The sequence below is a fragment of the Flavobacterium tructae genome (assembly GCF_002217475.1).
In the GTDB taxonomy this organism is placed as follows: domain Bacteria; phylum Bacteroidota; class Bacteroidia; order Flavobacteriales; family Flavobacteriaceae; genus Flavobacterium; species Flavobacterium tructae.
Genome location: NZ_MUHH01000017.1, coordinates 687,318 through 708,406, shown reverse-complemented (window position 1 = coordinate 708,406; position 21,089 = coordinate 687,318). Strand labels below are relative to the sequence as shown.

Here is a 21,089-nt window from a genome sequence, read left to right as displayed (position 1 = left end):
CTATCTGTCAATTATTTAATTTGCTGTTTTTCTCACTTTTACAAACCATACTCAACTAAGGGTAATTATAACTACAGCCAATTAACTTTTTCGGATCAGGAACAAAAGTTGGGGAGAAAAAAGCTGAAAGCCAGAAACGCACGATCATAATACAAAGGGCTATAATTTAGATTAAGGTGTAGAATTGCCCTGAATGGGCAAAAGCAATTTTCAACTCCAACAAATCCCGATAAAAAAATGACATTCATAGAGAGTCTCACACAAAATATGCCGGATGCTTTTCTTTGCGATCGGACTTTTGTCATTTCAGGGCATAACCCACAATTGCCATCATCATTCCTAGTCCTACGCGCCATGCTTTTGCCATAGCCCTTCAAAGCAAATCCGGATTTCAATAGTGATCCTGTCACAATTGAATTCCGGATTCAAATATTTTCCTACGCAAATGAAATAATCAGATCCGCACTCTAAACGCATAGCTTATAAAAACAAAAAAGACTGTCTTTGCAGACAGTCTTTTAAAGTATTTTTTAGTGGTGTAAAACTTCTTCACCTTCTTTCATCGGTACATTTTGCGGTACAAAATCTACATCGTGATTCGGGTTACTGTAGTCATACGGCCAACGGTATACGTGAGGAATTTCACCTGGCCAGTTACCGTGGATATGTTCTACAGGAGTAGTCCACTCTAATGTTGTTGATTTCCATGGATTCTGAACCGCTTTCTTACCGTAGAAAATACTAACGAAGAAGTTGTATAAGAATACTAATTGGAACGCACCTCCTACAAGAGCGAATGTTGTAATTAAAACATTCACATTTTGTAAATCATCAAATAATGGGAAGTTTGTGTTTGTATAATAACGTCTTGGTAAACCAGCTAATCCGATAAAGTGCATTGGGAAGAATACTCCGTAAGCACAAACTGCTGTTACCCAAAAGTGAATGTAACCTAAGTTTTTATTTAACATTCTTCCGTACATTTTAGGGAACCAGTGGTAAATACCAGCAAACATTCCGTAAAGTGCAGAGATACCCATTACTAAGTGAAAGTGAGCAATTACGAAATAAGTATCGTGAACGTTAATATCTAAAGTACTGTCTCCTAAAATGATTCCTGTTAAACCTCCAGTGATGAAAGTAGAAACCATTCCGATAGAGAATAACATTGCAGGGTTGAATTGTAAGTTACCTTTCCATAAAGTCGTGATCCAGTTGAACGCTTTTACAGCAGATGGAATTGCAATCAATAAGGTAGTGAAGGTAAATACAGATCCTAAGAAAGGATTCATACCTGAAATAAACATATGGTGCCCCCAAACAATTGTAGATAAGAATGCAATTGCAAGAACTGACATAATCATCGCTCTGTAACCAAAGATTGGTTTACGAGAGTTTGTAGCCATAATTTCAGACACAAGACCCATCGCTGGTAAGATTACGATATAAACCTCAGGGTGTCCTAAAAACCAGAATAAGTGTTCGAACAATACAGGAGAACCACCTTGGTAGTGTAAAACCTCTCCGGCAATATAGATATCAGATAAGAAGAATGAAGTACCAAAACTTCTGTCAAAGATCAATAATAAAGCAGCTGACAATAATACAGGGAACGAAATAACACCAATGATAGCTGTTACGAAAAATGTCCAGATTGTCAATGGAAGTCTTGTCATAGACATTCCTTTTGTTCTAAGGTTGATAACCGTTACAATGTAGTTCAAAGATCCCATTAAAGAAGATGCAATAAAGATAGCCATTGAAACTAACCATAAAGTCATACCTGTTCCTGAACCTGGGATTGCTTGTGGTAAAGCACTTAATGGTGGGTAAATTGTCCAACCTGCAGATGCTGGTCCAGCTTCAACAAATAAGGAACATAACATTACTACAGCAGATAAGAAGAACAACCAGTATGAAATCATATTCATAAATCCGGAAGCCATATCTCGCGCTCCAATTTGAAGTGGAATCAATAAGTTACTAAAGGTTCCGCTCAAACCGGCCGTCAGTACAAAGAATACCATGATGGTACCGTGAATGGTAACCAAAGCCAGATAAATATCATTTGCCATTACACCATCAGGTGCAAATTTATCTCCTAATAAAACATTAAAAATTTTAAAAGACTCTTCTGGCCAAGCCAATTGCATTCTGAAAAGCAACGACATTGCAATACCAATTACTCCCATTACAATACCTGTAAGTAAGTATTGCTTAGCAATCATTTTGTGATCAATACTAAAGATATATTTAGTAATGAACGTGTCTTTATGATGATGTTCGTGCTCGTGATCGTGTCCGTGATCGTGACCGTGCGCTTCTGCTGACATATATGTGTACTTTAAATTTTCTTAATAAATATTATCTCATAGCCACTTTAGCTACAACTGCCTTAACTGTATCGATAACTGCTTTCACACTATCTTTAGCAGTGCTATCTGTGCTCGCTTTTGCTTCTTCACCAGCCTTCTTTTCAGCATCTGCAGCAGCGGCAGCTTTAATATCCTGAGCTAATGTAGTTTTTTCGCTTAACCATTTTTTATAATCTTCCGGAGTGTCAACAACTACTTTCATTTGCATGTTGTAGTGAGAAGCTCCACAAATTTTATTACATAATAATAAATAGTCAAATGTATAAGGATCTAAAGCTGTTCCACCTTTAGCCACTAACTCAACGCTTTTTTCAGCTCTAAGTTTGTTAATGTGTGCAACTTTCTCCACCATAAACGGTAACTCTCTATATTCAGAAGTTGTATAAGTTGGAATAAAAGCAAATTCAGTAACCATTCCAGGAACGCAGTTCATCTGTGCTCTAAAGTGAGGCATGTAAGCTGAGTGTAATACGTCTTGAGAACGCATTTTGAAATGTACTTTTTTACCTTTTGGAATATGCAATTCACTAACTACGATATCATCCTGAGCATTAGGATCAGACATGTCTACTCCTAAAGTATTTACACCTTCAATTAAACGAACGTTTGCTTTTCCTAAAACATTGTCCTGACCAGCATATCTTGCCGTCCATTTAAATTGTTGAGCGTATAATTCAATTTCTATTACGTCTTCGTCTTTATCAACAAACATAATGTTGTTCCAAGCGTACAATCCGTAAAGGATTAAACAAGCTAAAACTACAGATGGAATAATACTCCAAATTGCTTCTAATTTATTACTATCAGCAAAGAATAAAGCTTTTTTATCTTTATGTCCTCTGTTTTTAAAAGAGAACCAGTATAATAATCCTTGTGTAATAACCTGAACTGTGAATATTAATACCCATGTAATGTTCATTAAGTTATCTACTAAAAGCCCGTGCTCTGAAGCCGGTGTATGAAGTGCTAAATTACCCCATTTCAATAAACCGTAAATCGTAAAGATATAAATGAAAGCTAAGAAGCCAAACATGATATACCCCTGAACATTATTATCATTATCGGATGCCACTTGCGAATCGTCCGAAGAAGCGGATCCCACTTGCGTAAGATCGAATATCTTGGTCAATTGCCACAATGCAACTGCTAATAAAACTAAAACTATAATTACCAACAAACTTGTCATCTGTTTACTTCTTTAAATATTAATAATGAAAATGTTTACTTTCTTCAATGAAAGGATTTCTTTTTGCTAACAAAGGAGCTTTAGTTAATGCAGTAAATACAACAAAAATAAATAAACCTAAGAAGAAAAGAATAGATGCAATTTCAGAAACTCCAATAAACCATTTATCTCCAACTGTAGCAGGCATAATCATATTAAAGAAATCAACATAGTGTCCTAACAAGATCACTACACCAGCCATTACAATAACCCAGTTAAGACGTTTGAAGTCTGTATTGATCAATATTAATAATGGGAACAAAAAGTTCATAACTACAGCTCCAAAAAATGGTAAGTTGTATAATTGAATTCTAGTTACGAAATAAGTAACCTCTTCCGGAATGTTTGCGTACCAGATCAACATGAATTGTGAGAACCATAAGTATGTCCAGAATACACTGATACCAAACATAAATTTAGCTAAATCGTGAATGTGACTTGTATTTACATATTCTAAATATCCTTTAGATTTTAAGTAAATAGTAACCAATGCTATTGTAGTAATACCGCTTACAAAGAAAGAAGCAAAAACATACCATGCAAATAAAGTACTGAACCAGTGTGGGTCAAATGACATAATCCAATCCCACGCCATGATAGACTCAGAAACAATAAAGAATACTAAGAATCCCGCAGAGATTTTGAAGTTCTTTTTGTAGTAAAGATCATCATTAGCTTCGTCTTGAGCTAAACAATTCTTTCTGGAATAGTGACGGTAAATGTTCCATCCTAATAAAAAGATTGCTGCTCTAACGATCCAGAAAGGAAAGTTTAAATAACCTGATTTTCCAGCAATGATTGCATCGTAGTTTGCATGTTTTGGATCTGTAACTCCTTCTCCTAACCATACAAATATGTGATTAAAATGCAATCCGCAAAGTACCAGAATAATAAAGAATATTACAGAACCAGCTGGTAAGTAAGCTGTGATTCCCTGCATTACTCTGAATAAAACCGGAGACCATCCTGCCTGAGCCACTTGTTGAATAGCATAAAAAGCTAATACTCCCATAGAAAGCAACAAGAAGAAAATGGAGGCAACATATAATGCTGACCAAGGCTTGTTTTGCAATTGGTGTAATACGTGTTCTAAATGTTTTTCATGTTCACCTGCGGCATCAACTTTCGCATGCTCACCACCTTCGTGTGAATCATGTGAAACTTTTGCAGCTTCATGAGAAACTGCTGGAGTTTCTGCGTGCGCTGCACCTTTAAGTGAATCATGTGAAGCTTCTGCTGTATCATGAGAAGCTGCCGGAGCTTCTGCATGTGCAGCACCTTCATGTGAAGCTTCTGTAGCTTCATGACCTGCAGTTTCATGAGAAGCCTCTGCAGCTTCACCATGTGCAGCTCCATGAGAACCATGAGCATCTGCAGCTAGTATTTTTTCAACTTCTTGAATATCTTTAGGTGCATTTAAAAAACCATACCCAATCCCTAATAGGCCAAGAACCATTAGGACGATAGAAAAAGTTTTTAATTTACTTGAAAATGTATACATATCTATTACGATCAGTTTGTTCAACAATTATAATTGGCTTTTTAGTTTTAGAACATAGTCAGCAACTAACCAACGTTCGTGGGCACTTAATTGATTTGCATGTGAACCCATTGCATTTAAACCATAAGTCTCAACGTGAAAGATACTTCCTTCAGTGATAACTCTGTCTTTATAGCTAGGTACTCCAAGAAATTTTTCTCTTTCAACCAATTTACCTTTACCGTTTCCAGTTGCACCATGGCAGCTGATACAGTAAATTTCGAAAAGTTCTTTTCCTTTTTCAGAACTTTTTTCAGCTTCAGTCAAAGGTGATTTTAAATTTGCTTTCGCTAATTCATAACCAGCCGTTGAATTCTCATACTCATAAGGTTCAAAACCTCTATTGATAGTTCCTTCTACAGGAAGCTGTCCTTCTTTTCCTCCTTTAAATATTTTTGCTTCTGTATATGGCTCGTAAGCAACAGATTCATACATATTTGGGAAATACTGATAGTTTGGTGCCGAATTATTGTGGCAAGATGAAACTAAAATAGTTATACCAACTAAAAGTGTTATTTTATATATCCTTTTCATAGCTACAATTAATTCTTTTCGATTACTTTAACTTCAACAGCTCCTGTTCCTTCGAAAAAAGAAACTAATTCTGCTTCGTTATCATTTACAGCAACTTCCATTAAGAAATGGTCGTCTGTTGTTCTTACATCAGGATTTTCAGCTTGTTTGAATGGCCACAATCTACTTCTCATGTAAAAAGTGATCACCATTAAGTGGGCAGCAAAAAATACAGTCATCTCAAACATAATTGGCACAAAAGAAGGCATATTCTGAATGAAACTAAAACTTGGTTTTCCACCAATATCCTGAGGCCAGTCATGAATCATGATATAACTCATCATGAATGTTGCAACAGAAATACCAACACATCCGTATAAAAATGCACAAATTGCTAATCTTGTTGGTGCTAAGCCCATAGCTTTATCCAATCCGTGAACTGGGAATGGAGTAAAAACCTCTTCAATATGATGATGAGCAGCTCTGGTTTTCTTTACTGCATCCATCAAAATATCATCGTCATTATAAATGGCGTATATTACTTTATTACTCATGGTGTGAATCTTTATTTGCTGCTCTTTCTCTAATATAATTATCTCCTGTTCCTTTCAAAATTGTTTTCACCTCCGCCTGAGCAATTACAGGGAATGTTCTGGAGTATAATAAAAACAATACGAAGAAGAAACCAATTGTTCCGATGAAAATTCCAATATCAACGAATGTTGGTGAGAACATTGTCCAAGAAGATGGAAGGTAATCTCTATGTAAAGAAGTAACAATAATTACGAATCTTTCAAACCACATTCCGATGTTTACTACAATCGAAATAATGAAGGAGAACATGATACTTGTTCTTAGTTTTTTGAACCACATGAACTGTGGAGAGAAAACGTTACAAGTCATCATCGACCAATATGCCCACCAGTAAGGTCCGGTAGCTCTGTTTAAGAACGCATATTGCTCATACTCTACACCTGAATACCAAGCTACGAATAACTCCGTGATGTAAGCAACACCTACGATAGAACCCGTGATCATGATAATGATGTTCATCAACTCGATATGTTGTAGTGTAATGTAAGCTTCAAGGTTAGAAACTTTTCTCATAACGATCAACAAGGTGTTAACCATTGCAAATCCTGAGAATACCGCTCCTGCAACGAAGTAAGGAGGGAAAATCGTGGTATGCCATCCTGGTATTACAGAGGTAGCAAAGTCCATCGATACAATGGTGTGTACAGAAAGTACAAGTGGAGTAGCTAAACCTGCAAGTACTAAAGATACTTCTTCAAAACGCTGCCAGTCTTTTGCTCTACCGCTCCATCCAAAACTTAGGATAGAATATACTCTTTTATTGAAAGGTGTTATTGCTCTATCACGTAGCATTGCAAAGTCAGGCAATAAACCAGTCCACCAGAAAACTAATGATACTGAAAGATACGTTGAAATTGCAAATACGTCCCAAAGTAATGGCGAGTTAAAGTTTACCCATAAAGATCCAAATTGATTTGGAATAGGTAAAACCCAATAAGCCAACCATGGACGACCCATGTGAATAATTGGAAATAAACCTGCCTGAACTACTGAGAAGATAGTCATCGCTTCAGCAGAACGGTTAATAGCCATTCTCCAACGTTGACGGAAAAGTAATAATACCGCAGAAATTAATGTTCCGGCGTGACCAATACCAACCCACCAAACGAAGTTCGTGATATCCCAAGCCCAACCAACTGTTTTATTTAATCCCCATGTTCCGATACCTGTAGATACAGTGTAAATTATACAACCTAATCCCCAAAGGAAGGCTATTAATGCGATTGAAAATACAATCCACCATTGTTTGTTTGCAGGCCCCTCAACAGGTGCAGCTACATCTACTGTTACATCGTGATAAGATTTATCACCTATAACTAAAGGTTTTCTAATGGGTGCTTCGTAGTGAGACGACATAATCCTTTATATTGTTTCTAATTAATAATTTTACTAAGTATTTCTAACTTTTACATGATAGAAAACGTTCGGTTTTGTACCAACATGCTCTAATAAATGATACATTCTTTCGCTTTCTGCTAACTTAGCAACTTCGCTTTCTTTATCATTTACATCTCCAAACACCATAGCTCCAGAAGAACAAGCTGCAGAACAAGCGCAAGCATTGTTGAATTCATCTTTCGCCACAACTCTTCCTTCACGTTTTGCCTGAAGAATAACAGCTTGTGTACTTTGAATACAGAATGAACATTTTTCCATAACTCCACGAGAACGAACGTTTACGTCTGGGTTTAATACCATACGACCTAAATCATCATTCATGTGATAGTCGAATTCACTGTTTTTGTTGTACAAGAACCAGTTGAAACGACGTACTTTGTATGGACAGTTGTTTGCACAGTAACGAGTACCAACACATCTGTTGTATGCCATGTGGTTTTGACCTTGACGACCGTGAGATGTTGCTGCAACCGGACAAACTGTTTCACAAGGAGCGTGGTTACAGTGTTGACACATTACTGGTTGGAATGCAACCTGTGGATTGTCTCCTGGCTTTTCCATTTCATTAAATGTAGATAATGAACTTGATAAACCAGCAATTCCTTCTTTTCTTTCGTTATCACCTTCAAAAGTGCTTTCAGAAGAATAGTATCTGTCGATACGCAACCAGTGCATATCACGGCTTCTTCTTACCTCTGCTTTACCAACAACAGGAACGTTGTTTTCAGCGTGACAAGCAATAACACAAGCTCCACATCCTGTACAAGCATTTAAGTCGATAGAAAGGTTAAAGTGATGTCCTGTAGAACGATCAAATGATTCCCATAAATCTACTGTTGTAGCTTTAACTTCCTGGTGATCTAAAGATACCATTGGTTGTGGATTCCAATGTTCAGCATTTTCTTTGTTAAATACATCAAGGGTAGTTTCTTTAATGATATCTCCTCTACCCATTAATGTTTTTTGTCCCTGAACACAAGCAAACTCATGCTCTCCATTTGCTTTCGCAATAGAAACAGACTGAACACTATTGAAATTTTTATATAAAGCGTAAGCATTTAAACCTACCTGCATTTCTTCTTTTAACGCTGCCTTACGACCGTAACCAACTGCTAAACCAACTGTACCAACAGCTTGTCCTGGCTGAACAATTACCGGTACATTTTCTAATTTAGCTCCGTCAGCAGTAGTAATAGTAGCATAACTTCCGTTCAAACCACCGTTAGCAACGATTTCATTTGACAATCCTAATTTTTTAGCATCAGCATTAGAAACAGTAACATAGTTATCCCATGAAACTCTGGTAATTGGATCCGGGAACTCTTGTAACCAAGGGTTATTAGCATGTTGTCCATCTCCTAATCCCGTTTTAGTATATAATACCAATTCGAAATCACCAGCAGCTTTAGATTTTGCAAGTGCATTTGCAGCGGTAGCAGCATCAACAGCACCTCCAGACAATGCAGAAGATCCAACTACTGCAACACCATCATGTAATACTTTGTTCCAAGAAGATCCTGCAGTAAATGCTGAAGAATTAACTTTTAAATAATCATAAAAAGTACCTGCGGCACCATTTAATGACAATAAAACATCCTGAAATTGTTTGGTATTAAAAATAGGGCGAATCGTTGGTTGCGTTAAGCTATAAGTTCCGCTTGTTATTTCTAAATCTCCCCAAGACTCTAAATAATGAGGAGCCGGAGCAGCAACAGTAACAATTGAAGCAGTTTCATCTTCTTTTAATGAAAAAGCAACAGATGTTTTAACTTTTTTCAATCCTGAAACAAAAGCAGCTGAATCAGCTAAAGTGTAAGCAGGATTAACTCCACTCATAATTAAAGTATGAACACTTCCAGCATTCAGATCTTTAATTAATTGAGAAACAACAGCATTCGATCCTTTTCTAATTTGTCTTGCTCCTGCAGTAGTATAAGCTTCACTCGCTAATATTTGATTGATAGCTAAAACTAATAACTGAGCATTTTTATCTTCAATTCCGGATACCAGAACCCCTTTTGATCCGGCAGCTTTTAATTGCTGAGCAGCTTTCACTACTTCAGCTTTATAAGCAGCATCTAAAGTAACAGGAACAGAAGCACCTGCAATAATGTTATATATTTGAACTAAAGCCTGTTTTTGAACAGCAGTAGTCATTGGAACACGCTTATCAGCAGCTGCTCCGGATAATGTCATATTTGATTCGAATTGGAAATGACGAGACATTTTTCCGTTTTGAGGAATACGTCCTTTTGCATACCCACTATCGTACCCACCACCTTGCCAGTCTCCTAAGAAATCAGCACCAACAGATACAATTAAATTAGATTTTGAAAAATCGTAATCAACTAAAGCTCTTTGACCGTAAACAGCCTGAAAAGCATCTAAAGCCTCAGATGAAGAAACTGCATCATAAACAACATGCTTAGCATTTGGATTTTTAGCAATAAATTCAGCGATTAATTTTTCAGTAGATGGACTTGCAAGTGTATTTGTTAATAATACAACCTGTTGGTTTTTAGCTTTTGCTTCAGCTAAACTTGATTTAATTTTTAAATCAACAGCTGACCAAGTAGTTTGTTTACCATCTACTTTTGGCTCTTTTAAACGAGCGCTATCATACAATCCTAAGATAGATGCGTGAATTCTTGCATTGGCTGCAAATTTAGCACCAGCGATTGCATTGTTTTCAATTTTAATTGGACGACCCTCACGAGTTTTTACCAAAAGATTAGCAAAATCAAAACCATCAAATACAGTAGTTGCATAATAATCTGCAACACCAGGAATGATTTGCTCTGGTTGTAAAACATAAGGGATAGACTTGTGCACAGGACCTTCACATGCAGCAAGTGTAACTGCCGCAGTACTAAATCCTACGTACTTTAAAAAGTCACGACGTGAAGTTCCAGATGAAGCTAAAGCATCTGCATTCCCTAAGAATTCATCTGTAGGAATCTCTTCAACAAACTCGTTATTTCTAAGCGCCTCAACAATAGAACTATTTTCTAGTTCTTCAACACTTTTCCAGTATTTTTTGTTTGATGACATTGTATATAAATATTAAAATCTTAATAATTCGATTAATAGTGGCATTTACCGCATTCTAAACCTCCCATTTGCGCTGCAGTTAATTTCTCTACACCGTATTTTTTAGAAAGTTCAGCATGAATTTTATCATAGTATGCATTTCCTTCCATCTTAACATCAGTTTTTCTATGGCAATCAACACACCATCCCATTGTTAATTTAGAGTATTGCTTCATGATTTCAAATTCTTCCACAGGACCGTGACAAGTTTGACATTCGATACCTCCAACAGTAACGTGTTGAGAGTGGTTGAAGTAAACAAAATCAGGTAAGTTGTGAATACGAACCCATTTTACTGGTTGCGTTTTTCCGGTATAAGCTTGTTTTGCCTTATCCCAACCAACTGCATCATATAATTTTTGGATCTGTGCATCGTAAAATGCCTTGCTGTACTCAGGAGTAGCAGTAGTTTCAGCAACTTCAGAGATGTTTTTATGACAGTTCATACAAACATTCAAAGATGGAATACCAGCAGTCTTACTTACACGAGCAGCAGAGTGACAATATTTACAATTGATTTCGTTATCACCAGCGTGAATTTTATGAGAATAGTGAATTGGCTGAATTGGCTCATAATTTTGATCCACACCAACTTGCATTAAGTATCCGTACACAAAATATCCACTTGCCAATAGCAAGAATATTGCCGTAACTAATACCAAGAACTGGTTTCTAGCGAACGCTTTCCAGATAGGAGTCGTAGCTTCTTTAGGAGCAACTACAATTCCGTTATTACTAGCTACTTTAGTCAATACTTTGTTCACCATGAACAACATCACAACCAGGATAGCCATTACAAGTGCAAGTGCACCTAAAATAATATTGTTTGAAATACCACCACCGTCAACATTAGTTCCCGGAGGAGTTGCAGCCCCACCACCTGCAACAGCTGGCTCAGCTTTTACTTCAGAAGTATACGCGATAATATTATCAATATCTCCTGTTGATAATTGAGGAAAAGAAGTCATTACTGACTTGTTGTTTTCTTCAAAAAGTTTTACTGCTACAGGATCACCTGACTTAATCATGTCAGAACTGTTGTGAACCCATTTGTAGATCCAAGCAATATCATGCTTTCCAGCAACTCCCCTTAAAGCAGGACCTGTTGATTTGGCATCTAATTTGTGACATGCAGCGCAATTTGCATTAAAAAGTTCTTTCCCTTTTACCGGATCACCACCAGCAGTTGCAGCCGGAGCGGCAGCAGCTTCAGTCGCCGCAGGAGCAGCTGGATCTTGAGCAAATGAAGTTAGGGAGAAAATCAGCGTTAGCGATAAGCTAAGCAGCAATTTTCTTGAGATCGAATTATGGTTACCCACCTTTTTCATATAGTATAATAATTATCTACTAATTTTTGGTATGATTTTTTCTGTAGTAAATCAACAAAAAACTAATACCTTCTTTTAAAACTTGCACAAAAATACGACTTATGTGTTATTCTCAAAACCTTAAAATAGTCTTAAATATCAATTTATATCAATTCTAAATAATATCAAATTTTCGCATACAAATTTTAAATAGTATTTTTGCTCAAAAACCACCACATTATGAGAATTTTAACCCCATCTAAAAGAGTTTTCTTCACGCTAACAATGATCACTTTAGCTTACAACATTCAAGCTCAGGATCAAAATTTAACACTAAATCAAGATCCAAAATTTGAGCAATTATTGAATGACAAACGCAAAATTAACACATCAATAAGTACAAACGATACCTATAAAATTCAAATCTTCAGTGGTAAAAGCGAAGAAGCAAAGAAAACGTTATCGGATTTCAAAAGAGAATACAGCAACATCGATGGAACCATAATTTTCAACACACCAAACTACAAGGTTATTGTTGGAAATTTCAAGACCAGAATAGAAGCAGAAAGAAACCTGGCAGACATCAAAAAGAGACACAAAAATGTTTTTCTATTAAAGCCAGGAAAGTAAACTCTTCATTAAAACAGAACAATCAAAAAAAGGGCAGCTTCAAAACGAAGCTGCCCTTTTTTCATAACTTATTCTGATCACAAAATACAATCTTCCACATCCTCTTATCTTTCTTTCCAAACATTACCCCCCCTTATCAGTAGCTAGCCAACACCTAAGATCACACCATACAGACAAGACTCTCAACAACATCAATATGCATACGCATGACGAATTCAAATGATTTCACCCCATGCGGAAAAGATAATCCTCCATCACTTAAAGCTCTCAGAAAGCAAATCCAATCATTCCACTTTAACTACTTTCTGACATATTTCAAATCAAATCTAAAAGCTCGAGATACCGATACAAGCAGACGAGTCAACAACATCAAACGATTTAACACATCCTCATCACACAAATTGCCTTCAATCAATTATCCATACTTTGCAATTTACCCCCCTATACCCTTGTTTCATTTTACGAACTGAAACAAAATATTACCCGGACTCAAAAAACCATCCTCAGACCTGAAACAATTATTAAGCAACTTATTCTTTCAAACAACAAACGACCTTGTCCCCATTCAGTCCGACTCTCTACTCCCACAGACACACTCTTCTTCCAATCACCCAAACAAAACAAACTCTTTTTTACTCCAACAAAAAAGTCCCGGCAAAAGCCAGGACTCTAAAACATAAATATCGAGCAGTAAATCAAAAATGCATTTAATTCACCACCTTAATTCCATCTGCCATAAATCGAATTTCTTCTTTCGGCTTGTTGATCGCATCAATTTCAGCCTTTGATTTTTTAGCATCTTTAGCATAATGTTTCAACTCATCGACAGAGGTGATTTTCTTCTCGGCCGTACCTTCCAAAACAACATTTTTACCTTTTAATGCCGTTGGCACAAAAAAAGCATAGTCCTTCATTTTCACAAAGAAGGAAGATCCATCTTCTGTTTTAACAGTAACCCAGCATCCTTTCTTCGGACAAACATCGGTCACAACTCCTTTCACTGATATATTTTCAGCCTTATTAGTAGTTTTTAAGTCGTTTTTCAACTTCTCAACCGTGATCGCTTTGCTTTCTGAAATTTTCGAAACATCGGCACCGTAATGATCTCCCACTACAGCATTTCCTGCCGGAGGAGCACTCTTTTCAACTGCTTCCTGCGAAAAAGACACTGAAGAAAAACTCACAGAAAGAACGAATGCGTATATAAATTTTCTCATAATTAAATATTTTTTAATCAAAAATAGCATTAAAATTGAAATAAACGAAAATATTAATCACACCTCGTTTTTTTAAACACTCCAAACTTCGTTTATATATTCTCACAAAAAAAGTCCCAACTCTCGTTGGGACTTTTGAATATCAATATTGAATTGACTATTATTTCAATTTCTTTTTGATTGCTACTTCATGGTAAGCCTCAATAACGTCTCTTTCTTCGATATCATTGTAGCCTTTGATCTGAATACCACAATCGTATCCTTTACTAACTTCTTTAACATCGTCTTTGAAACGTTTCAATGCCACAAGTTCACCTGTGTGCACCACTACTCCATCTCTGATCACTCTAATTTTAGAAGATCTCATAATCTTACCGTCCATCACCATACAACCAGCGATTGAACCCACTTTAGAAATTTTGAAAATCTCACGAATTTCAGCAGTTCCTAAAATTTCTTCTTTCATCTCAGGAGCTAACATTCCTTCCATTGCATCTTTTAAGTCATCGATTGCTGCGTAGATAATAGAATAGTAACGGATATCGATTTCTTCTTTATCAGCAAGCTGTCTCGCGTTTCCAGCAGGACGAACGTTAAATCCGATAATAATCGCATCAGATGCAGAAGCCAACATAACATCAGTTTCAGTAATTGCTCCAACACCTTTATGAATGATATTAATTTGAATTTCTTCTGTAGACAATTTAGAGAATGAATCTGATAATGCTTCAACAGATCCATCCACGTCTCCTTTAAGGATTACGTTCAATTCTTTAAACTGACCAAGAGCAATACGACGTCCGATTTCATCCAATGTAATATGACGTTGTGTACGTACTGATTGTTCACGCATTAATTGAGAACGTTTCGAAGCAATTTGTTTCGCTTCTTTTTCGTCTTCAAAAACGTTAAACTTATCACCTGCAGTTGCAGCACCGTCAAGACCTAAAACAGATACCGGAGTTGAAGGCCCTGCTTCTTTAACAATATGTCCGCGTTCGTCATGCATAGCTTTAATTTTACCATGATGCTTACCTGCCAGCATATAATCTCCAATTTTTAAAGTTCCGTGTTGAACTAAAATGGTAGAAACATATCCTTTTCCTTTATCTAAGAACGCCTCAACAACAGTTCCCTGTGCTGCTTTATTTGGGTTTGATTTTAAATCTAAGATTTCAGCTTCCAATAAAACTTTCTCTAACAATTCTTTCACTCCTAATCCTGTTTTAGCAGAGATATCGTGTGATTGAATTTTTCCACCCCAATCTTCAACAAGTAAATTCATCCCTGCCAGTCTTTCTTTAATCTTATCCGGATTAGCATTTGGCTTATCCACTTTATTGATTGCGAAAATAATTGGAACACCCGCAGCTTGTGCGTGAGAGATTGCCTCTTTCGTTTGTGGCATGATATCATCATCCGCCGCAATTACAATGATAGCAATATCGGTAACCTGAGCTCCACGTGCACGCATCGCGGTAAACGCCTCGTGACCCGGAGTATCTAAGAATGCTATTTTCTGACCGTTATCTAAAGTTACTCCATATGCTCCAATGTGCTGTGTAATACCCCCAGACTCTCCGGCAATAACATTTTCTTTACGGATATAATCCAATAAAGAGGTTTTACCGTGATCGACGTGACCCATTACTGTAACAATTGGCGCTCTCACCACCAAGTCTTCTTCTTTATCTTCAACTACCTCAATAGCTTCTTCGATATCAACCGTGATAAACTCTACTTCGTAACCAAACTCATCTGCTACAATTGTTAGAGTTTCAGCATCCAGACGTTGGTTCATGGTAACCATGATACCAAGTGACATACACGTTCCAATTACTTTTGTAATCGGCACATCCATCATGATTGCAATTTCACCTACTGTAACAAACTCCGTAACTTTAATTGTTTTACTTCCTTCGTCAAGTGCTCTTTGCTCATCATCTGATTTCTGACGGTGCGTTTCTCTTTTATCTCTTCTGTATTTAGCAGCTTTAGATTTTCCACCTTTACCCTGAAGTTTTTCAAGAGTCTCTCTAATTTGGTTTTTTACTTCCTCTTCAGTTGGCTCCACTTTTGCTACAATTGCAGGACGGTTTCCTTTAACAAAACCTGGTCTTGCACTTCTGTTTGCATTAAAACCTCCTCCACCAGTATTTGGTGTAATTTTATTAGGGTTTGGAGTTCCCGGCGCATTACCTGTTGCAGGTTTTGGCGCCCCCGGAGTTCCCGGTTTAGGAGCGATTCTTTTACGCTTATTTTTATTAGCGTTATTTCCGGCTCCCGGAGCTCCTGGTTTATTAGGAGTTATCTTTGGATCTTCTTTCTTTTTCTTAGGCTTATTGAATTGAGACAAGTCAATTGTCTGCCCGGTAAGAGTAGTTCCAGATAATTTTTGATATTGTGTAGTAATTATTTCCTCAGCAGTGTTAGGATCAGTTGAAACAACCGGTTCCTGCGCTACTTTTGGAGACTCTACTTTTACTTCTTTCTTCTCTGTAATAATAGGTTTTTCTACCTTTTTCTCTTCAGAAACGACAGGAGCAACTACCGGCTCTGGCTGTACAATTTCTTTTTGAACAGGTTTTTCTGGTTGAGTTGGAGTAACAACTGCTTTTGGCTCTTCGGTTTTAGCCGGTTCCTCAGAAGTAGTAGAAACAATTGCAGGTTTCTTCGGGTTTAAATCAATTTTACCTACTTGAACAGGCCCTGTTACAACTGCTCTCGCTTTTATAACCTCCTGTTGTTTTTGGCGCTCTTCGTCTTGTCTGCGTTTGTCCTCAATTTCTTTCTCACGTTCAACACGTAATGCTTCTTTCTCTTTTCTTTTCTCTTCTCCTACCTCTTTAGAAGCTTCCTTATTCCCCTTATCGCCCGCAAATTGGCTTTGTAGGATATTAAATTCGCTATCAGAAATTTTTGCATTTGGATTTGCATCAATAGCAATTCCCTTATCTTTTAGATAATCAACAGCTCTTTCTAACGAAATATTTAATTCCCTTAAAACCTTGTTTATTCTTATTACTCTCTCTTCAGACATATAACCTTTTTATTATTACCTTTTTCGTTGTGTTGTTAGAGCAGACAACTAACTGTCAAACTCTTCTTTTAGTATTTTCATAACATCAAGAATAGTTTCCTCTTCTAAATCTGTTCTTCTTACTAAATCTTCTACTTCTTGCTTCAGAATACTTTTTGCTGTATCCAAACCAATTTTAGCAAATTCTTCAATTACCCAGCCCTCGATTTCATCTGAGAATTCTGTTAATTCAACATCATCCTCATCTGCCGTTGCTCCTGCAACATCTCCTTCACGAATAACATCTAATTCGTAACCTGTTAACTGGCCTGCTAATTTAATATTGTGACCTCCTCTACCAATTGCTTTAGAAACTTCTTCTAATTTCAAGAAAACTTCAGCTCTTTTGTTTTCTTCGTCGATTTTAATAGACGAAACTTTTGCAGGGCTTAAAGCTCTTGTAATAAACAATTGAATATTGTTTGTATAATTAATTACATCGATATTCTCGTTTCCTAACTCACGAACGATTCCGTGAATACGAGATCCCTTCATCCCTACACAAGCTCCAACAGGATCAATTCTATCATCATAAGAATCTACCGCTACTTTTGCTTTTTCTCCAGGAATACGCACTACATTTTTAACTGTAATCAAACCGTCGAATACCTCAGGAATTTCCTGCTCAAACAATTTCTCCAAAAACTTCTCGGAAGTTCTGGACATAATGATTTGAGGTTTGTTTCCTTTTAATTCAACGCTTTCAATAATTCCGCGCACATTATCTCCTTTACGGAAAAAGTCAGACGGAATTTGTTTTTCTTTTGGAAGCACAATTTCATTCCCTTCATCATCGACCAAAATTACAACTCTTGGGCGTACGTGGTGCACTTCGGCAGTATAAATATCACCAATAATATCTTTAAATTGCTTGTAAAGATTTGTATTATCGTGTTCGTGAATTTTAGATATTAAGTTTTGACGCAAAGCTAAAATAGCTCTTCTTCCTAAATCAATCAATTTTACCTCTTCAGAAACCTCTTCACCGATTTCAAAATCAGCTTCAATCATTCTTGCTTCTGTCAAAGTAATCTCTTCGTTTTCAAAATCCAGATCTTCATCAGCAACAATTACTCTTCTTCTCCAGATCTCCATATCTCCTTTATCAGGATTTATAATGATGTCAAAGTTATCATCAGAACCGTATTTTTTCTTTAATGCATTTCTAAACACGTCCTCTAAAATTGCCATAAGCGTTACACGATCAATAAGTTTATTATCTTTAAACTCTGAGAATGAATCGATTAATGCTAAATTTTCCATGCGAATTCTTTAATTAAAATGTTACTGTAACAATTGCCTCTTTAATTTCTGTATAAGGTATTTGTTGCTCTTTTTGAACTGTTTCTTTTCCTTTTCCTACTTTTTTCGGTTCTCTTGCTTTCCAAGACAAAATTATAAAAACATCGTTAGCTTCCACCAATTCTGCCTCAATTTTTTCAGTATTTGTAGTAACAATCAACGTTCTACCAATATTTTTAATGTATTGTCTTGTCATTTTCAAAGGCGACCCTACTCCAACAGATGCTACTTCAAGCGAAAAATCCTGCTCTTCACGATCCAGATTATTCTCGATTGCACGACTTATGTCAATACAATCCTGCAGCGCCACTCCATTATCACCATCTAAACCAACACTAATCTTAAAAGAGTCTGACACAGCCAGATCAATCAAAAAGACCGATGGCTTCTCCAGAAGAGCTTCTGTAATTAATCCGTTTACTTTTTCTTTAAATGTCATAATTTTATAAAAAGAGGGGACACTTAGTCCCCTCATTATTTAGATTTTAATAAATAACGGTGCAAATATAGTGTTTTTTTTATAAATCAAAATAAATAGATTAACCTAAAAATATTTCTTATCTTTATAATAGCATCAAAACGATCAATTTTTTAACTATTCAAGCCCTAAAACACCATGAAACGAATCCTAGTACCTACCGATTTCTCCGAACATGCAGAGGACGCTTTAAAAGTCGCCTCTCAAATTGCAAAGAAAAACAATTCCGAGATAATCATTTTACACATGCTCGAATTACCCAGCCAAATGAACGATGCTGTCCTAGGAGGCGCAAGCATCCCCGAAACAATGCTTTTCATGAAAAAAGCCAACGAAATGCTGGACCAAGTTTCATCAAGACCCTATCTGGACGGAATTCCGATTACGGAAATTGTAAAAATAGACAAGCCCATTCACGGCATAACTCAGGTAAGCAAAGAATATGAAATCGATTTAATCGTAATGGGATCGCACGGATCATCCGGCGTAGAAGAACTATTAATAGGATCCAATACCGAAAAAGTAGTTCGAAATTCAGAAATCCCGGTTTTAGTGATCAAAAAAGACACTGCAAATTTCAATGCCTCCACTATTGTTTTCGCCTCAGACTTCTCAGAAGAAGCCAAAAAACCCTTCAAAAAATTCCTGAAATTCACGAAGGCTTTTGACTCAAAAATACACCTGGTCACTATCTGCACCCCTAACAGCTTCAAACCAACTCATGAATTACAAAAAACAATAGATGCCTTTGTAACCGAATTTAACCTGACCCATTACTCTGCTCATATTTACAATGACACCAACATCGAAAAAGGAATCATCAACTTCTCCAACAGCATCAATGCCGATATTATAGGAATGTGTACACACGGAAGAACTGGCTTTGCTCATTTTTTCAACGGCAGTATTAGCGAAGGACTTGTAAATCATGCCATCAGACCGGTACTTACTTTTAAAATTTAAAAAAAATAAACGCATAAAAAAAGCCTCTCGATTGAGAGGCTTTTTACGTTGGTCTACTAGGACTCGAACCTAGAAAGACTGCACCAAAAACAGTTGTGTTACCATTACACCATAGACCAGCAGTGCTGTTAAGCGAGTGCAAATTTAAACCTTTTTTTAGTTTACACAAACTTTTTCTCAACAAAAATATCAATATTTCAGAATTAATAAATCGTAACCCCCCAGCCTTCCTATCCTCAAACCGTTTTCCCAACCCTAAAACACCACACAAACCCCACAAAACCAGTTATTAATTCCAAAAAAAACGAAGCCAAATTTTTTGTTTTTTTTTCACACACCTCAGCATTTTTTTTCTCAGCAGAAATGCCATTTCAACAAACATCCATTCATAAAGACCAAAAATCAAGAAAATCACAAATGAAATTTCAGAAACTTCAGCCACATCACCCCCTTTTTCCGATAAGCAAATGCAACACTTGGAACACTAGAAACACCACTAACAAAACAACAAACACCCATTTTAAACATCATAGACATAAAAAAAAGAGAAAGTTTCACAACGCAAAACTTTCTCTTTTTATTTTCAAACATTTTTGAACTTAAAAATTCAACAACGTTTCTTTTTTTTCACAAAACTAGACAAGTACGGCAAGTAATTGCTGAACAGTTACACCTAGAATTCGTGCTACCTCCCATATTGTCTTACCCTCATTCAGCAAAGCTAAAGCATCACTCAAAAGGCCTCCGCCTTTTACTTGTTTCATTTGAGTAGAATCCAACTCTGTAAAATTCATTTCTTTAATAGTTTTCATAATTTTAATTTTTTAGAATTATTAATTAGCTATAACAAAAAAACTTATTCTACCATCAAATATACACAAAAAAACTTACAAATAACAATCAGTATGTACTAAATTTTCTATTTTCAAACCTAAACACACTTAACCAACCACTATCTCGTCAACACAAAAAAACTTAAAATCTATTAAATCCCTAACAAAATCTTATATTAACCGAAACATCAGCGCATAAAAAAAGCCTCTCGATTGAGAGGCTTCTTATGTTGGTCTACTAGGACTCGAACCTAGAAAGACTGCACCAAAAACAGTTGTGTTACCATTACACCATAGACCAGCAGTGCTGTTAAGCGAGTGCAAATTTAGAGCTTTATTTAGTTTGTGCAAACTTTTTGAGCAAAAAAAATCATTTTTTACTGTTTTTTTCTCTTCAAAATCGCTAGCAAATCCACAAGTATTTCACAAACAACACCTTAATACAACCAAATACTTTTATAGATTTTTTTGTTAATGCTCGTTTCTTTAAACAAAAAAACATTTTCTTTGTAGGATATAAAAAATACGAAATTTTAACACCTAAA

Annotated in this window: 15 protein-coding genes and 2 tRNA genes; 2 read left to right on the top strand and 15 right to left on the bottom strand. The window is 36.3% G+C overall.

Going from position 1 to position 21,089, the window contains the following annotated elements; genetic code table 11:
* Nucleotides 1–530: 530 nt before the first annotated feature.
* From B0A80_RS07975 to B0A80_RS07940, 8 genes are read right to left on the bottom strand one after another with little or no spacing between them, the layout of a single operon-like run.
* A complete protein-coding gene (locus B0A80_RS07975; RefSeq protein WP_017498159.1) occupies nucleotides 531–2,333 on the bottom strand; it encodes a cytochrome c oxidase subunit I in 1,803 nt (600 codons plus the stop codon).
* Between the two features lie 31 nt (nucleotides 2,334–2,364).
* The gene (locus B0A80_RS07970; RefSeq protein ID WP_089076940.1) at nucleotides 2,365–3,561 is read right to left on the bottom strand and encodes a cytochrome c oxidase subunit II; all 1,197 of its coding nucleotides are present in this window, start codon (nucleotides 3,559–3,561) and stop codon (nucleotides 2,365–2,367) included.
* Between the two features lie 19 nt (nucleotides 3,562–3,580).
* Nucleotides 3,581–5,101: a hypothetical protein gene (locus B0A80_RS07965; protein WP_026110156.1), complete on the bottom strand. Its 1,521-nt coding sequence runs from the start codon at nucleotides 5,099–5,101 to the stop codon at nucleotides 3,581–3,583.
* Between the two features lie 27 nt (nucleotides 5,102–5,128).
* A complete protein-coding gene (locus tag B0A80_RS07960) occupies nucleotides 5,129–5,674 on the bottom strand; it encodes a c-type cytochrome (RefSeq protein ID WP_026110155.1) in 546 nt (181 codons plus the stop codon).
* Between the two features lie 8 nt (nucleotides 5,675–5,682).
* The gene (locus tag B0A80_RS07955; RefSeq protein WP_017498155.1) at nucleotides 5,683–6,207 is read right to left on the bottom strand and encodes a DUF3341 domain-containing protein; all 525 of its coding nucleotides are present in this window, start codon (nucleotides 6,205–6,207) and stop codon (nucleotides 5,683–5,685) included.
* Nucleotides 6,200–7,603: an NrfD/PsrC family molybdoenzyme membrane anchor subunit gene (gene nrfD / locus B0A80_RS07950; RefSeq protein WP_017498154.1), complete on the bottom strand. Its 1,404-nt coding sequence runs from the start codon at nucleotides 7,601–7,603 to the stop codon at nucleotides 6,200–6,202. The genes B0A80_RS07955 and nrfD overlap by 8 nt, the downstream gene beginning before the upstream one ends.
* Before the next feature lie 33 nt (nucleotides 7,604–7,636).
* Entirely contained in the window at nucleotides 7,637–10,696 is a 3,060-nt protein-coding gene (locus B0A80_RS07945; RefSeq protein WP_089076939.1) for a TAT-variant-translocated molybdopterin oxidoreductase, read from the bottom strand.
* A gap of 32 nt (nucleotides 10,697–10,728) precedes the next feature.
* Entirely contained in the window at nucleotides 10,729–12,063 is a 1,335-nt protein-coding gene (locus tag B0A80_RS07940; protein ID WP_070905783.1) for a c-type cytochrome, read from the bottom strand.
* A 219-nt stretch (nucleotides 12,064–12,282) separates the two neighbouring features.
* Here B0A80_RS07940 and B0A80_RS07935 point away from each other — a divergent pair, with 219 nt between their 5' ends.
* Nucleotides 12,283–12,672: an SPOR domain-containing protein gene (locus B0A80_RS07935; protein WP_026110154.1), complete on the top strand. Its 390-nt coding sequence runs from the start codon at nucleotides 12,283–12,285 to the stop codon at nucleotides 12,670–12,672.
* A gap of 707 nt (nucleotides 12,673–13,379) precedes the next feature.
* On the opposite strand, the gene B0A80_RS07930 is transcribed toward B0A80_RS07935, so the two are convergent.
* The 4 genes from B0A80_RS07930 to rimP form a co-directional block, all read right to left on the bottom strand.
* Entirely contained in the window at nucleotides 13,380–13,889 is a 510-nt protein-coding gene (locus B0A80_RS07930; protein ID WP_089076960.1) for a DUF4920 domain-containing protein, read from the bottom strand.
* Between the two features lie 160 nt (nucleotides 13,890–14,049).
* Nucleotides 14,050–16,929, bottom strand: a complete 2,880-nt coding sequence (gene infB, locus B0A80_RS07925) for a translation initiation factor IF-2 (protein ID WP_070905784.1) — start codon at nucleotides 16,927–16,929, stop codon at nucleotides 14,050–14,052.
* Between the two features lie 48 nt (nucleotides 16,930–16,977).
* Nucleotides 16,978–18,231, bottom strand: coding sequence for a transcription termination factor NusA (gene nusA, locus B0A80_RS07920; RefSeq protein WP_017498147.1), 1,254 nt, complete (start codon nucleotides 18,229–18,231; stop codon nucleotides 16,978–16,980).
* A gap of 13 nt (nucleotides 18,232–18,244) precedes the next feature.
* A complete protein-coding gene (gene rimP, locus B0A80_RS07915; RefSeq protein ID WP_165769229.1) occupies nucleotides 18,245–18,709 on the bottom strand; it encodes a ribosome assembly cofactor RimP in 465 nt (154 codons plus the stop codon).
* 177 nt (nucleotides 18,710–18,886) lie between these two features.
* On the opposite strand from rimP, the gene B0A80_RS07910 reads away from it, so the two are divergent.
* Nucleotides 18,887–19,711 (top strand): universal stress protein, encoded by an 825-nt coding sequence (locus B0A80_RS07910; protein ID WP_089076937.1) that lies wholly within the window; start codon nucleotides 18,887–18,889, stop codon nucleotides 19,709–19,711.
* Between the two features lie 48 nt (nucleotides 19,712–19,759).
* Here the strand turns inward: B0A80_RS07910 and B0A80_RS07905 are convergent.
* The 3 genes from B0A80_RS07905 to B0A80_RS07895 all read right to left on the bottom strand — a co-directional run bounded on the left by B0A80_RS07905 (nucleotide 19,760) and on the right by B0A80_RS07895 (nucleotide 20,845).
* Nucleotides 19,760–19,830 (bottom strand) — tRNA-Gln (locus tag B0A80_RS07905).
* Between the two features lie 516 nt (nucleotides 19,831–20,346).
* Nucleotides 20,347–20,523, bottom strand: a complete 177-nt coding sequence (locus tag B0A80_RS20755) for a hypothetical protein (protein WP_017498143.1) — start codon at nucleotides 20,521–20,523, stop codon at nucleotides 20,347–20,349.
* A gap of 251 nt (nucleotides 20,524–20,774) precedes the next feature.
* Nucleotides 20,775–20,845: transfer RNA gene (locus tag B0A80_RS07895), tRNA-Gln, on the bottom strand.
* Nucleotides 20,846–21,089 lie beyond the last annotated feature (244 nt).